The organism is Bacillus sp. YH3-2-B2, assembly GCF_053663335.1.
The window spans coordinates 100,361-116,300 of sequence record NZ_JBSJQE010000005.1; the positions used below are offsets into that span (position 1 = coordinate 100,361).

Below are 15,940 nucleotides of genomic sequence, written 5' to 3' on the forward strand. Positions count from 1 at the left end.
CTGCAAAGAAAAAACACCTGTGATTTTCGCAGGTGTTTCACAAAACGGAATGCAGTTTTTCAGCCAGTGTAAGCAAATCCTCACGGTAGTTTTTTCCCGTCATCGGAATTCCGTGACCCGTCAAAAGCGCTTCCGGCTCCAGTTCCGCCAGTTTCTGAACGGATGCGGCCGCCGTCTGCGTATCAGCTGTAAAATAGGCGGGCGGCCCGTGAAGCTCTTGCTTTTGAATGACAACGTCCGCAAGCGATTCCTGTTCAACAGTGATCACGGCATCACCGGCAAGCAGCACGCGGTCTTTATCCCGGAATAATGAAATATGGCCGGGTGTGTGGCCGGGCGTATGCACCCATCTCCATTCCTCAAGAAACGGAACGGTACCGTCTGAAGGCAGTGCCTGAACGGACGGAATGCGGATCGTATGGCGCGGAAACAGCGGTGACAGCTTTGCGACAAGCCCTTTTTTCGCATCGGGCCTGGCAGGCGGATAATCCGCTTTCCCCGTGACGTACGGGAGCTCCTTTTCATGAATGTAAACCGGCACATCCCAAAGCTCAAGCAGTTCTTCAATCGCACCGACATGATCAAAATGACCGTGTGTCAAAATGACCGCCTTCAGCTCATACCCCTCTTTGAATCGGCGTTTCATTTCTTCTGTTATCATCTCCGCCGATTGAGGCATTCCCGCGTCAACCAGAATGATTTCCCGCGGAGCTGAGGGATTTTCGATAAAGTAAACATTCGCAATCTGCACGGTCAGTCCGTAAACGCCGTCCGCCGCTTTAAAACCGGCGCCGCTTCTCACTGAAAAAAGCGGCATAAACGGATCACTCATCATGGCACCTCCTCTGATGCCTTTAGTGTGCGACGAACCGGGTGTTTTATGTTAAAAAATCGTGATTGCGCCGATGATGAGCGCAAAGGCCGTCATGACGATAACGGCAAGAACCGCCCATTTCATCGCAAATTTCTGGTGTTCATCAATGGTGACCCCGGCAAGCCCGACTAATAAATGCGTCGACGGCACGAGCGGGCTTAACATATGAATCGGCTGGCCGATAATCGAAGCGCGGGCGATTTCCACCTTATCTACACCGTACGCCACGGCGGTCTCAGATAAAATGGGCAGCACGCCGTAAAAATAGGCGTCATTAGGCATCAGAAACGTAAAGATACCGCTCGTTAAGGCAACAATCGCCGGAATAAAACCTCCCATCTGTTCCGGAATAAGCGATACGAGGGAAATGGCCATTTCATCAACCATCTTCGTCCCCGTTAAAATTCCGGTAAACACGCCTGCGGCAAAAATCATCGAACCGATCGCAAGCACATTGCTCGAATGGGCTGAAATGCGCTCCCTTTGATCGTTAAGTTTCGGATAGTTGACAATCAGTGCGATACAAAACGCAATGATGAACAGCACGGTTAAATTCACTTTTCCTGACACTAAAAATCCCACTAAAGAAAGCGTTAACAGTAAATTGAACCACCACAGTTTCGGCCGCTTCCATTCATCTTCCGCAGCCGCAGCCGTTTCATTTGTATGGGACGGCTGTTTTAATTCGATCACCCCGAGCCGTTTCCTTTCCATCCTTCCGAGTACATAAGCGACCACAATCATACACACCATTCCGCTCGCGATGACGGGCAGCATCGGCCCCGTCAGCTCTGCCGGGTCAACGCCGAGCGCACTCGCCGCACGCGGCGTCGCGCCGCCCCATGGTATCGTGTTCATGATACCCATGCCGACCCCGGCGATTCCCGCTAAAATAATCGGACGGATTCCGAGCATGATATACAAAGGCAGCATTGCGCTTGTCGTAATCATATACGTCGTCGAGCCGTCTCCGTCCAGTGCGACAAGCATGGTCAAAACGGCTGTTCCGACCACAATTTTGAGCGGGTCGCCTTTAACCAGCTTTAAAATACGCGACACCATCGGATCAAATAAACCGGTATCAATCATAATGCCGAAATAAAGAATCGCAAACATAATCATCACTGCGATCGGCGCCACCTGTTCAATGCCGGAGATCATCATCTCGCCGACCCGGTTAAAAGAAAACCCGGCAATCAGCGCAAACACGATCGGCGTTAATACGAGCGCCGTTAACACTGAAAGCCGTTTTGTCATAATCAGCACCATAAAAACAAGCATCATAAGAAAGCCTAAGATTGCTAACACAGTATGTCCCCCTTATTATGAATACGCTTACATTTTAAAGGCCCGATCCCCTTTATCCGCCTTTTTGCTATCTTATGAGAATTGGATATTGAAGTAAATATTTTGGATTTTAAAGATTTTTAATTTTTTATAACCTTTTCGTTCATTTTGTTCATTTATAAATCAAAAGCCTTCCGCAAATATGCGGAAGGCTTATTTTTCGCTGCTCATCATCTCTTTATAAAACTCGGTCTGCTCTTCTAAAAAGCGTTTTGCGCCGCTGCTGTTTTTATAAAAGCTCTCCCAATCCCGTTTTTTCAACATTTGCTTCCACTCCGCGGATGAAGTAATCTGTTTCAAAGCCTGATCCCAATAGGCGATCTCGCCTTCGGTCATGTCTTTCGGCCCCATGATGCCTCTCCAGTGCGCAAAGACAAACGGCACCCCCTGCTCTTTCCATGTCGGCACATCGCTGAAGCCGGAGAGCCTTTTGTCAGACGTAACGGCCGCCAATGTGATTTTCCCTTTCCGATAGGCGTCTCTCGCTTCTGAAATGGTCATTGAGGCGGCGTCTATCTCGTGACTGATAAGAGCTTCAATGACTTCATTGCTGCTTCCGTATTGAAAAAAGCGGATATCAAACGGAGAAATTCCGGCCATTTCCGCCGCTCTCGCAAAGGAGAGCTGGTCATCATTTCCGAGGCCGGGCGCAAATCCGATTTTTATGCCGCCCGGATTTGCTTTAATATCGCCGAGCAGCCGCTTTCCGCTTTTTATCTTTGAATCCTTCGGAAGAGCGACGGTCTGCCACTCTTTTGCGATAATGGCCAAAGGCGTAAAATCAGCTGCCTTCAGCCGGCTTTGTCCCAAAATTTCATTGCTTAACAGCAGGCTTGAATTCATACTGATGACATCCGTTTTTCGTTCGTTTACATATTTCCAGCCGCTGTCTCCGCCTCCGCCGGGTTTATAGATGATCTTTACGGGCCGGCCTAATATTTGCTTCCGCTCTATTACCGATTGCAAAGCTTTTGCCGTTACGTCCCAGCCCCCTTGAGGCGCTGCCGGGACGACAATTTCAACCGGCCCTTCAGCTGAGCGGAAGCCCGCCATCTGCCGTCCGTCAAAAGAAACCAGCGCCGCCAGCATGACAAGAAGCACTCCCAACCGCTTCATTTCTCCCATCCCTTATTCATGTGCTAAATAATATTTCCGTTCCGGCCTGCCGATAATGCCGTACTCTAATTCAGCGAGCGCTTCTTCCCGAGAAACGAGAAACTCGGCATAGCGCCGCGCCGTTGTTCTGGAGGCGCCCATTTTTTCGCCCAGTTCTTCAGCCGTCATCCCTTTTTGGGCCGCCCTGAGCGCGTTTTTGATTTTTTGAAGCGTAATCGAATTAATGCCTGTCGGCAGATCATTGTGCTGTTTTTGTTCTTTCTGACCGCTTCCGAAAAACATGTCGATCACGGACTGGCTCAGCTCCGGCTGTGAGTGCAGCCATTCTCTTTTTTCACGGTACTTCAAAAGCACTTCTGTAAATTTATGTGCCGACACCGGTTTTATGACATAATGGGAAACGCCTGATCTGAGCGCTTCCTGCAGCAGCCTTGTTTCGGCAGAAGCCGTAATAATGATGATATCAACGGAAGGAAAACGGCCGCGGATAAGCGGGAGCAGATCTGTCCCCAGCTCATCCGGCATATAAATATCCAAAAGCAGCAGATCAGGCTGCCGTTTCTCAAGCAGCGATATGGTGTCTTTGGCATTGATTGCTTTGCCGATGACATTGAATCCATCAAGATGTTCGATAAATTTTTCATGGATTTGCGCTATTCGAAAGTCGTCCTCTGCAATCGCGATGTTAATCACACCGATTCCCCCTTTGGCCTTTCTTTCGGTATAAACACCGTAAATACAGCACCGCCGCTCTTTTGCTGCGAAATCTCTATCGATCCCTGCAATTCACTGACGGCTTCTTTCAGATTGGCTAAGCCGTATCCTCTCCTAGTCCCCTTTGAAGAGTAGCCCTTTTCAAATATCGTTTCTGTTTTTTCCTGAGGCACGCCGTCTCCTGAGTCCGCCACTTCGATGACGATATCCCTGCCGATATCGGTCATGAAAAAGGATACCTCTTTTTTCTCTTTTTCGGCGACGGCTTCGAAAGCGTTATCAATAAGATTTCCGATGATCGTAATGAGCTGGGATGAACCCACATGCTCCGGCAGCGATTCTAAAAAGCTGTTTTCATCTATTGAAAGCTTCACTTTCTTCTCAGACGCCTTTCCCATTTTTCCTAATAGTATGGCCTGAACCCGCTGTGAATGAATGTTTTGAAAGAGGATTTCATGCTGTTCATTCTGGATGGCGTACTCTTCTTTTATCAGTTCAATGGCTTCATTATATTCTCCCAGCTCTAACAGACCGAGTATCGCGTAAAGCTTATTCGAGAATTCATGCGTTTGCGCCCGGAGATCCTCCGAGTATTTTTTCATTTCAGTCAGCTTGTTGATCAGTTTCTTGAGCTCCGTTTTTTCGCGGAAGCTGATCACCGCTCCGTATACTTGTCCGGTCTGTTTCATTTCTTTCACATTTAAGATAAATACTTTATCTCCGGCACGCACCTCCACGTTCGGCGGTATTTCTCCCCCTGCCAACACCGGCATGAGCTTTGCGCCCGGCATGATTTCTTTTATATGCCTTCCGATCATCGGTTCCGGAAGATTCAGCATATCAGCCGCAGATAAATTCATCATGGTTACCGCGCCTTCTTTGTTTACGGCGATAATCCCTTCTTTAATCGCAAGGAGCATCGCATTGCGTTCCCTGTACAGCGCTGCAATTTCATGCGGTTCAAGGCCGAGTGTATCTTTACGGATGCTTTTTGCGAGCGCCGCCGCTCCCCCGATGCCGATAAGAAACACCAAACATGCAAAATAGCCTAAATGCCGCAGATGCGCTTTCATATCTTTTTCTATCTCATCTTGTAGAAACTCGACTGTCACCGTTCCGACGACTTCGTTATGATTTTTTTCCTCCAAAATAACCGGGGCGCTTCCCCGGACGGCCTTCATTCCGTCGGAAACCGGAGACCCGCCGAACATGACGGTTTTGTTTTGCAGATTTTGATTTTCTTTCGGAATACTGCTTCGGGCCGAATGAAATGCAACATGCCCTTTTTGATCAGTGATGTAGACGGCGTGCGCGCCTGCCTGTTCTTTCATTTGTTCAATGACGTCTAACTTTGTAAAAGCCTCTTGATCCGCAAGCCGGAACGCCTCTTTTACGGGAGGCATATATGAAATGGTTTTTGCCGTTTGCACCGCCAGCTGTTCAGCCTGCTTCTGCCCTTCCTTTAATTGCTGAAAGGCAAATATAACCGTGAGCGTTCCGATAACAAGTATTAATAAAGCCGTAATTAATCCGGCGATTTTCATTTGCAGAGAGACATAAAACCGCTTCGCTTCCAACACAGCACCAGCCGTCCTTTCCTCCTAAAATCATACCATTTTTCAAATCTTTATTTCTCATTTTTGAGAATTTTCGTGATCTTTTTCTCTTGCGGCTTACCAAAAAGGTGATGATAGGTATATATTTACTTTTACACAATTGATATAACACATAAAAAAGACTGACCGAAGTCAGTCTGCAATCTATCAGGAAATTGTAACTCCCGCGCTTGCATATCCCGCCACTGTATTAATAAGCGAAAGGCCTGTCGCAGTGGCGGAGAATACCATTAACAGCCGGGTTTGAGGAGTTACCGCAATGTTCAGCCCTGTCGTGATTCCGTTGCTGATGCTGCCGATTGACAATACGCCGGTGAGGGGAGGAGCTAAAGTGACGGATGCTCCGGGGATCGGCGTGAACGTATTGTTCGGCACAGTAGAACTGTATAGTTGTGCGGTTATCGTAACAGTCGAGCCGACAAGCGACAATGCTGCGGTTGTACTGAAATAGGCGGCAATTGATGTAATGGTTCCGCTTCTCGGAGCAGAAAAAGCAAAGTTCAGCAGAGTTCCTCCAGCCCCGGTAAGATCAATTGCGCCTCCCCCTCCGACATTGACGCCCGTCACAGAATTGCCGAACCCGACAAGGCTCACCGTTCCGATTAATCCTCCGGCAATGGTCGTCACGGCAGTGGGAAGACCTGAAGCATAAGGAATGATCGCGCCTGCTCCGGTGATCCCAGTTGCTCCGGTTATTCCAGTGGCTCCGGTGATCCCAGTTGCGCCTGTTACTCCGGTTGTTCCAGTTGATCCCGTTACTCCGGTAGCGCCTGTTTCTCCGGTTGCTCCCGTTATTCCGGTAGATCCAGTAGCTCCGGTTGCTCCGGTCAAGCCTGTTACTCCAGTAGCTCCGGTAGCGCCTGTTACTCCGGTGGCTCCCGTTATCCCGGTGGCTCCCGTTACTCCGGTAGCGCCTGTTTCTCCGGTGGCTCCCGTTATCCCGGTGGCTCCGGTTGCTCCGGTAGCGCCTGTTATCCCGATGGCTCCTGTTACTCCGGTGGCTCCCGTTATTCCTGTCGCTCCGGTTACTCCCGTTACCCCGGTGGCGCCTGTTACTCCAGTAGCTCCGGTGATCCCGGTTGCTCCCGTTTCTCCGGTAGCACCTGTTACCCCGGTTGCTCCTGTTATTCCTGTAGCTCCTGTTACTCCCGTTATCCCGGTTGCTCCCGTTATCCCGGTTGCTCCCGTTATCCCGGTTGCTCCCGTTATCCCGGTTGCTCCAGTTGATCCCGTTACTCCTGTGACTCCGGTGATCCCGGTGGCGCCTGTTTCTCCGGTGGCTCCCGTTATTCCTGTCGCTCCTGTTACTCCCGTTACCCCGGTGGCGCCTGTTACTCCAGTAGCTCCGGTGATCCCGGTTGCTCCCGTTAATCCTGTAGCTCCTGTAGCTCCTGTTACTCCCGTTATCCCGGTTGCTCCGGTCAAGCCCGTTACTCCAGTAGCTCCGGTGATCCCAGTGGCTCCCGTTATCCCGGTTGCTCCCGTTATCCCGGTGGCTCCTGTTGCTCCGGTTACTCCCGTTACCCCGGTTGCTCCTGTTACTCCGGTCGCTCCTGTTATTCCGGTAGATCCAGTATCTCCGGTGGCGCCTGTTACTCCGGTAGCACCTGTTACTCCGATAGCCCCTGTTACTCCGGTAGCACCTGTTACTCCGATAGCCCCTGTTACTCCGGTAGCCCCTGTTACTCCGGTGGCTCCTGTTACTCCGGTAGCACCTGTTACTCCGGTGGCTCCTGTTACCCCGGTGGCTCCTGTTATTCCGGTAGATCCAGTATCTCCTGTTGCTCCTGTTACTCCGGTGGCTCCCGTTATTCCGGTAGATCCAGTAGCTCCGGTTGCTCCGGTTAAGCCCGTTACTCCAGTAGCTCCGATGGCTCCGGTTACCCCGGTTGCTCCTGTTACTCCCGTTACCCCGGTTACTCCAGTTGATCCCGTTACTCCTGTTACTCCGGTAGCGCCTGTTACTCCGGTGGCGCCTGTTACTCCGGTGGCGCCTGTTACTCCGGTAGCGCCTGTTACTCCGGTAGCGCCTGTTACCCCGGTGGCTCCCGTTATTCCTGTCGCTCCTGTTACTCCGGTAGCGCCTGTTACTCCGGTAGCGCCTGTTACCCCGGTGGCTCCCGTTATTCCTGTCGCTCCTGTTACTCCGGTAGCGCCTGTTACTCCGGTAGCGCCTGTTACTCCGGTAGCGCCTGTTACCCCGGTGATCCCGGTTGCTCCGGTCAAGCCCGTTACTCCAGTAACTCCGGTTACCCCGGTTGCTCCCGTTACTCCCGTGGCTCCCGTGGCGCCAGTTGCTCCAGTCGTGCCGGGATCTCCAGTGACGCCGGTTGCTCCCGTGGCACCGGTTACACCAGTCGCGCCGGTATTCCCGGTCGAGCCCGTTGCTCCGGTAAACCCCGTTGCTCCGGTCAGCCCTGTTGCTCCAGTGAACCCCGTTGCTCCGGTCAGCCCTGTTGCTCCAGTGAACCCCGTTGCTCCAGTCAGCCCTGTTGCTCCGGTCAGCCCCGTTGCTCCGGTGCACCCCGTTGCTCCGGTGAATCCTCTTACATGAAAATGATTTGGATGACAGCATGGACACCATCTTTCATGACAGCAAGAGGTTTTGCAACAGAACTCTTCACAGCAATGGGCCCGATTTTGATAACTGCGCCTTTGATTTCTTCTTTTATGTTGAAAATGACAGCAGCACTCATTACAATTCCGGCAGTCGTAATCCCAAGAGTCGTATCTGTTATACCAAGTATCTCCTTTTCTCATTACACCACCTCTTCTTGCATAATATTTCCGCAAAAGAAAAAGGTGTGGCAAAATCCCATTTCTATTGGGCGAATTTTCAAATGTTCTTAAGGCTGCACCAGGCACAGCTTTTAGAGAAAAAAGACCTAACTGTGCATAAGTCAGGTCTTTCATCTTTAAAATATCAGTCTGCTATTGTCATTAGGTTGTTGGGAAACGAATGCTGTTAAAATCGATATTGAGAGCTGACGCTGCTGTTATATTATTTGCAGTTGTGAAAACAACTCTCAACTGGTACGTATTTGTTCCTGCGGTCGGCGCTGTATCCACTGTTGTATCAGCAATCGAAAAACTATCCGTAGATGCGGTAGTATTAGTTCGCGACAGAGTTCTTGTATGAATTTGCACTGCTCCCCTATATAATCTCACTTCAAAAACAAAGTTTGAATTGGCTGCAGTTGTTAGCGCGACACTGAGTGCATAATCAAGCTTTACATTCTGCAAAGCGTTAACCGGGATTGCCAGCGTAGCAATGGGAACCTCTGTATTTAACGGCGGATAAATAGTGAGCGGCCCGTTGGTTCTTGTGAAGAGCAAGGTTGGTGTACTGCCTGTGGCGCCGGTTGGGCCTGTTGGGCCCGTTACTCCGGTTGCACCTGTTACTCCAGTCGGGCCGGTTATGCCTGTCAAGCCGGTTGCTCCTGTTGCTCCTGTCACTCCCGTTGCTCCAGTTACTCCCGTTGCTCCAGTTGGACCCGTTAGGCCTGTTGTACCTGTCGCTCCTGTTACTCCAGTTACTCCGGTTGCCCCAGTTTCTCCTGTTATTCCGGTTGAGCCTGTTGATCCGGTTGCTCCTGTTGGGCCGGTTGTACCGGTTGCGCCAGTCGATCCTGTTGCTCCTGTTGAGCCAGTAACCCCTGTTGGGCCAGTCACACCGGTTGGGCCCGTCGCGCCTGTTATTCCAGTTAGCCCGGTTGCACCAGTTGCTCCTGTTATCCCCGTTGCTCCAGTCACTCCAGTTGCTCCGGTTTCTCCTGTTACACCTGTTGATCCCGTTACACCAGTTGGACCCGTTACTCCGGTTGGGCCAGTTACTCCCGTTGCACCAGTTACTCCGGTCGCTCCAGTTACTCCCGTTGCACCTGTTGGGCCGGTTGAGCCTGTCGATCCCGTTGCTCCGGTTATTCCTGTTGACCCTGTTACACCGGTCGCGCCGGTTTCTCCTGTTGACCCAGTCACTCCTGTTGCACCAGTTACGCCGGTTGGGCCAGTTTCTCCCGTTGAACCTGTTACACCAGTCATTCCGGTTGAACCCGTGGTTCCGGTTGCTCCTGTTGATCCTGTTACACCTGTTGGCCCTGTTGGCCCTGTTGGTCCTGTCGATCCTGTTGCGCCCGTTTCTCCGGTTGGACCGGTCTCTCCCGTTGGGCCGGTTGGGCCGGTTTCTCCTGTCGGTCCTGTCGGTCCGGTTGTTCCCGTTCCCCCGGTTACACCCGTTACCCCAGTCGCTCCGGTTGGACCGGTCTCTCCAGTTACCCCCGTTGCCCCTGTTGGGCCGGTTACTCCAGTAGCTCCGGTATCCCCGGTCGAGCCAGTTTCTCCGGTTGCTCCAGTTGCCCCAGTAACTCCAGTTGGACCGGTTGCTCCAGTCGCTCCGGTTATCCCCGTTGCTCCAGTCTCCCCAGTTGACCCGGTTGCTCCTGTCGCGCCTGTTACCCCCGTTGCTCCGGTTGGGCCGGTTACTCCAGTAGCTCCGGTTGCCCCGGTCGCGCCTGTTTCTCCTGTTGGCCCTGTTACACCGGTTTCTCCGGTTGTGCCTGTTACTCCTGTTGCACCAGTCGATCCAGTTGGACCTGTTACACCAGTTGAGCCCGTGACCCCAGTTGGGCCGGTTTCTCCGGTTGAACCAGTCACTCCCGTTAAACCAGTTGACCCTGTTGGACCCGTTGCCCCTGTTATTCCGGTTGAGCCTGTTGATCCGGTTACACCAGTCGATCCTGTTGCTCCGGTTTCTCCAGTTATTCCCGTTGCGCCGGTTGCTCCGGATGCACCCGTTGCTCCGGTTGAACCGGTTTCTCCCGTTGAGCCAGTCGGTCCGGTTATTCCNATCCCCGTTGCTCCTGTCGCGCCTGTTACTCCTGTTGACCCAGTTACACCGATCGCTCCGGTTGCGCCAGTCGATCCAGTTGGACCTGTTACACCAGTTGAGCCCGTGACCCCAGTTGGGCCGGTTTCTCCGGTTGAACCAGTCACTCCCGTTAAACCAGTTGCCCCTGTTGGACCCGTTGCCCCTGTTATTCCGGTTGAGCCTGTTGATCCGGTTACACCAGTCGATCCTGTTGCTCCGGTTTCTCCAGTTATTCCCGTTGCGCCGGTTGCTCCGGATGCACCCGTTGCTCCGGTTGAACCGGTTTCTCCCGTTGAGCCAGTCGGTCCGGTTATTCCTGTTGACCCAGTTACACCGGTCGCTCCGGTTTCTCCGGTTGCTCCTGTTGGCCCTGTTGCACCAGTCGATCCGGTTATCCCCGTTGACCCAGTCACTCCCGTTACACCGGTTGGGCCGGTTGTGCCTGTCGATCCCGTGGTTCCAGTTACTCCCGTTGCTCCGGTTGGGCCTGTTGCTCCTGTTATCCCCGTTGCTCCTGTCGCGCCTGTTACTCCTGTTGACCCAGTTACACCGATCGCTCCGGTTGCGCCAGTCGATCCAGTTGGACCTGTTACACCAGTTGAGCCCGTGACCCCAGTTGGGCCGGTTTCTCCGGTTGAACCAGTCACTCCCGTTAAACCAGTTGCCCCTGTTATTCCGGTTGAGCCTGTTGATCCGGTTACACCAGTTACCCCAGTCGATCCTGTTGCTCCGGTTTCTCCAGTTATTCCCGTTGCGCCGGTCGCTCCGGTTGCTCCGGTTATACCCGTTACCCCAGTCGCGCCGGTTGAGCCGGTTGCTCCCGTTACACCAGTTGAGCCCGTGGTTCCGGTTGCTCCTGTTGATCCTGTTAAACCTGTTGGCCCTGTTGCGCCGGTTGGTCCTGTCGATCCGGTTGGTCCTGTCGATCCGGTTGGTCCTGTCGATCCGGTTGGACCGGCCTCTCCCGTTGGGCCGATTTCTCCAGTTACCCCCGTTGCCCCTGTTGGGCCGGTTTCTCCAGTAGCTCCGGTATCCCCGATCGAGCCAGTTTCTCCGGTTGCTCCAGTCGGTCCTGTTGCTCCAGTTACTCCCGTTGCCCCTGTTACTCCGGTTGAACCCGTGGTTCCGGTTTCTCCGGTTGAACCCGTGGTTCCGGTTTCTCCGGTTGGACCTGTTACACCGGTTTCTCCGGTTGAACCCGTTGCTCCGGTTGGGCCTGTTGCTCCTGTTATCCCCGTTGCTCCTGTCGCGCCTGTTACCCCCGTTGCTCCGGTTGGGCCGGTTACTCCAGTAGCTCCGGTTGCCCCGGTCGAGCCTGTTTCTCCTGTTGGCCCTGTTACACCGGTTTCTCCGGTTGTGCCTGTTACTCCTGTTGCACCAGTCGATCCAGTTGGACCTGTTACACCAGTTGAGCCCGTGACCCCAGTTGGGCCGGTTTCTCCAGTTATTCCCGTTGCGCCGGTCGCCCCGGATGCACCCGTTGCTCCGGTTGAACCGGTTTTTCCCGTTGAGCCAGTCGGTCCGGTTATTCCTGTTGACCCAGTTACACCGGTCGCTCCGGTTTCTCCGGTTGCTCCTGTTGGCCCTGTTGGACCCGTGATTCCGGTTGGGCCGGTTTCTCCGGTCGCCCCAGTTACTCCCGTTGCTCCAGTCACACCCGTTGGACCGGTTGGGCCTGTCATTCCGGTTGTACCGGTTGCGCCAGTCACTCCAATTGAACCGGTTTCTCCTGTTGAGCCAGTAACCCCTGTTGGGCCAGTCACACCGGTTGGGCCCGTCGCGCCTGTTATCCCAGTTAGCCCGGTTACACCAGTTGCGCCTGTTGCTCCGGTTGATCCCGTTATTCCGGTCGCTCCTGTTGCACCGGTTGAGCCTGTTGCTCCTGTTATCCCCGTTGCTCCAGTCACTCCAGTTGAACCGGTTTCTCCCGTTGTCCCAGTTACTCCGGTTGATCCCGTGGTTCCGGTTTCTCCTGTTACACCTGTTGGGCCGGTTGGACCGGTCGCTCCGGTTATTCCTGTTGACCCTGTTACACCGGTCGCTCCGGTTTCTCCTGTTGACCCAGTCACTCCTGTTGCACCAGTTACGCCGGTTGGGCCGGTTTCTCCCGTTACACCGGTTGCTCCGGTTGAGCCTGTTACACCTGTTGGGCCTGTTACACCGGTCAAGCCGATTGCTCCGGTTGGACCCGTTTCTCCCGTTGCACCTGTTACTCCAGTTGGGCCGGTTGCTCCAGTTACTCCCGTTGAACCTGTTACCCCGGTTGGACCGGTTTCTCCGATTGAACCTGTTGCTCCGGTTGGGCCTGTCGATCCTGTTGGGCCCGTTATTCCAGTTACTCCGGTCGCTCCAGTTGAACCAGTTACTCCCGTGGCTCCGGTTGGTCCCGTTTCTCCCGTTGAACCTGTTACTCCTGTTGGGCCTGTTACTCCCGTCGCTCCTGTTTCACCGTTTATTCCTGTTGACCCAGTCACTCCTGTTGCACCAGTTACGCCGGTTGGGCCAGTTTCTCCCGTTGCACCGGTTACACCAGTTGAACCGGTTGAGCCTGTTACTCCAGTCATTCCGGTTGAACCCGTGGTTCCGGTTGCTCCTGTTGATCCTGTTACACCTGTTGGCCCTGTTGGTCCTGTTGGTCCTGTCGATCCTGTTGCACCCGTTTCTCCGGTTGGACCGGTCTCTCCCGTTGGGCCAGTTTCTCCCGTTGCACCGGTTACACCAGTCGAACCGGTTGTTCCTGTTACTCCAGTCATTCCGGTTGAACCCGTGGTTCCGGTTGCTCCTGTTGATCCTGTTAAACCTGTTGGCCCTGTTGGTCCTGTCGATCCTGTTGCACCCGTTTCTCCGGTTGGACCGGTCTCTCCCGTTGGGCCGGTTGGGCCGGTTGGGCCGGTTGGGCCGGTTGCTCCGATTGAACCTGTTGCTCCGGTTGGGCCTGTCGATCCTGTTGGGCCCGTTATTCCAGTTACTCCGGTCGCTCCAGTTGAGCCTGTTACCCCAGTCAAACCGGTTGAACCCGTGGTTCCGGTTGCTCCTGTTGATCCTGTTAAACCTGTTGGCCCTGTTGGTCCAGTCGATCCTGTTGCTCCTGTTACTCCGGTTGGACCGGTTTCTCCTGTTGGGCCAGTTTCTCCCGTTGCCCCGGTTACTCCTGTTGACCCAGTTACACCGGTCGCTCCAGTTGCACCGGTTTCTCCTGTTGAGCCAGTAACCCCTGTTGGTCCAGTCACACCGGTTGGGCCCGTCGCGCCTGTTATTCCAGTTAGCCCGGTTACACCAGTTGCGCCTGTTGCTCCTGTTATCCCCGTTGCTCCAGTCACTCCAGTTGCACCGGTTTCTCCCATTGTCCCAGTTACTCCGGTTGATCCCGTGGTTCCGGTTTCTCCTGTTACACCAGTTGCTCCGGTTGGACCGGTTTCTCCTGTTGTTCCAGTCACTCCGGTTGGGCCCGTTGCTCCTGTTGAACCAGTTGAACCGGTTCCTCCTGTTACACCCGTTGAACCTGTTCCCCCGGTCGAGCCAGTTTCTCCGGTTATCCCCGTTGCCCCAGTCACTCCCGCTACACCGGTTGGGCCGGTTGAGCCTGTTAAACCTGTTGGCCCTGTTGCGCCGGTTGATCCCGTTGCTCCTGCGGGGCCGGTTACTCCAGTAGCTCCGGTATCCCCGGTCGAGCCAGTTACTCCAGTTGGACCGGTTGCTCCTGTCGGTCCTGTTGCTCCTGTTATTCCGGTTGAGCCTGTTGATCCGGTTGGACCGGCCTCTCCCGTTGGGCCGGTTTCTCCAGTTACCCCCGTTGCCCCGGTTGCGCCGGTTACTCCAGTCGCTCCGGTTATCCCCGTTGACCCAGTCACTCCCGTTACACCGGTTGTGCCGGTTGAGCCTGTCGATCCCGTTGCTCCTGTTACACCAGTTGAGCCCGTTACACCAGTTGGACCGGTTGCTCCGGTTGAACCAGTTGACCCTGTTGGACCGGTTGCTCCGGTTGCTCCTGTTGAGCCCGTTACACCAGTTGGACCCGTTACTCCGGTTGCGCCGGTTGCTCCTGTTGGACCCGTTTCTCCGGTTTCTCCGGTTGGCCCTGTTGCGCCGGTTGGGCCAGTTTCTCCGGTTGCACCGGTTACACCAGTCGCTCCGGTTATCCCCGTTGCTCCTGTTACTCCCGTTGCTCCAGTTGGTCCTGTTACTCCGGTCGATCCGGTTGAGCCTGTTGGCCCTGTTACTCCGGTTGCACCCGTTACTCCTGTTACTCCAGTTGCTCCAGTTGCTCCAGTCACACCCGTTGCTCCAGTCACACCCGTTGCTCCAGTCACACCCGTTGCTCCAGTCACTCCAGTGGCTCCTGTTACTCCAGTGGCTCCTGTTACTCCAGTTGCTCCGGTTGGACCCGTGATTCCTGTTGGGCCGGTTTCTCCAGTCGCCCCTGTTACTCCAGTCGGTCCTGTTGCACCAGTTACTCCAGTAGCTCCAGTATCCCCGGTCGAGCCAGTTGGACCGGTTTCTCCTGTCGGTCCGGTTGTTCCCGTTCCCCCAGTTACACCCGTTACCCCAGTCGCTCCGGTTGGGCCGGTTGCACCGGTTATCCCCGTTGCCCCAGTCACTCCGGTTGAACCGGTTGAACCAGTTGCTCCCGTTACTCCAGTCACTCCGGTTGAGCCCGTGGTTCCGGTCGCTCCTGTTACACCAGTCGAGCCGGTTGCTCCAGTTACTCCTGTCGGACCAGTTACTCCGTTTGGACCGGTTACACCCGTCGCTCCTCTTGCCCCGGTTGCACCAGTTGCTCCAGTTGCACCAGTTGCTCCGGTCACTCCTGTGGGGCCCGTCACTCCAGTGGGACCTGTAATTCCTGTTACGCCAGGTTCACCCCCGGTTTGCGCCAATGAAACATCGTCTATTAAAACCGTGCCGGAAGAAACTTTACTTAATACAATGACGGCAGAGGCCGCGCCAGAAGGCACACTGCTTGTTTTATAGATTTCAGACCATGTGTGAAAGAGCACGTTCGGCAAATTTCCGGGTGTGATATTTTCTTGAATGGAACTGATTTGTTCACCTGCTGCGCTGACATAGATGATCTGGAGAGTGACTTGGGGACTTGGCTCATTTCCGAGCGTTGCGAGTGATACGAATAGAGTCACTGACTTGGCTGAAATGGGAACGATTTGACTGAGGTAAGCATATGGCTGAGCTCCAATAAATTGCGCAGAATATCTCCCTGAATGTGCAAACAAACTGTTAATCTGGGTATTTGCCGAACTCCAGCCCGCTAATGTGCCGGTTTCAAAGCTCCCGTTTATAATCGGATTATTCATTCAATCTTTTTCCCTCTCCTTCCCGTTGTTGACCGTCTTACTTATTAAGACAGCATATTAATACGGGCTGTGTTTTGACAACCTAAATAAAAAAGGT

At 53.8% G+C, this 15,940-nt stretch carries 7 protein-coding genes; all 7 read right to left on the reverse strand.

From position 1 onward, the window contains the following. Positions 1–37: 37 nt before the first annotated feature. Entirely contained in the window at positions 38–832 is a 795-nt protein-coding gene (locus ACWJJX_RS17265; RefSeq protein WP_031378875.1) for an MBL fold metallo-hydrolase, read from the reverse strand. A gap of 51 nt (positions 833–883) precedes the next feature. After that, positions 884–2,182: a citrate:proton symporter gene (locus ACWJJX_RS17270; protein ID WP_003155615.1), complete on the reverse strand. Its 1,299-nt coding sequence runs from the start codon at positions 2,180–2,182 to the stop codon at positions 884–886. 192 nt (positions 2,183–2,374) lie between these two features. Beyond that, the gene (locus ACWJJX_RS17275; protein ID WP_434686120.1) at positions 2,375–3,337 is read right to left on the reverse strand and encodes a tripartite tricarboxylate transporter substrate-binding protein; all 963 of its coding nucleotides are present in this window, start codon (positions 3,335–3,337) and stop codon (positions 2,375–2,377) included. 12 nt (positions 3,338–3,349) lie between these two features. Beyond that, the gene (locus ACWJJX_RS17280) at positions 3,350–4,030 is read right to left on the reverse strand and encodes a response regulator (protein WP_003155619.1); all 681 of its coding nucleotides are present in this window, start codon (positions 4,028–4,030) and stop codon (positions 3,350–3,352) included. Further along, positions 4,027–5,631: a sensor histidine kinase gene (locus tag ACWJJX_RS17285; protein WP_025650266.1), complete on the reverse strand. Its 1,605-nt coding sequence runs from the start codon at positions 5,629–5,631 to the stop codon at positions 4,027–4,029. Before ACWJJX_RS17285 ends, ACWJJX_RS17280 begins: the two co-directional genes overlap by 4 nt. Before the next feature lie 183 nt (positions 5,632–5,814). Then, on the reverse strand, positions 5,815–8,427 hold the full coding sequence (locus ACWJJX_RS17290) for an exosporium glycoprotein BclB-related protein (protein WP_454023145.1): 2,613 nt from the start codon (positions 8,425–8,427) through the stop codon (positions 5,815–5,817). Positions 8,428–8,607: 180 nt separating this feature from the next. Further along, a complete protein-coding gene (locus tag ACWJJX_RS17295; protein ID WP_454023179.1) occupies positions 8,608–15,843 on the reverse strand; it encodes an NTTRR-F1 domain in 7,236 nt (2,411 codons plus the stop codon). Between the last annotated feature and the right edge of the window lie 97 nt (positions 15,844–15,940).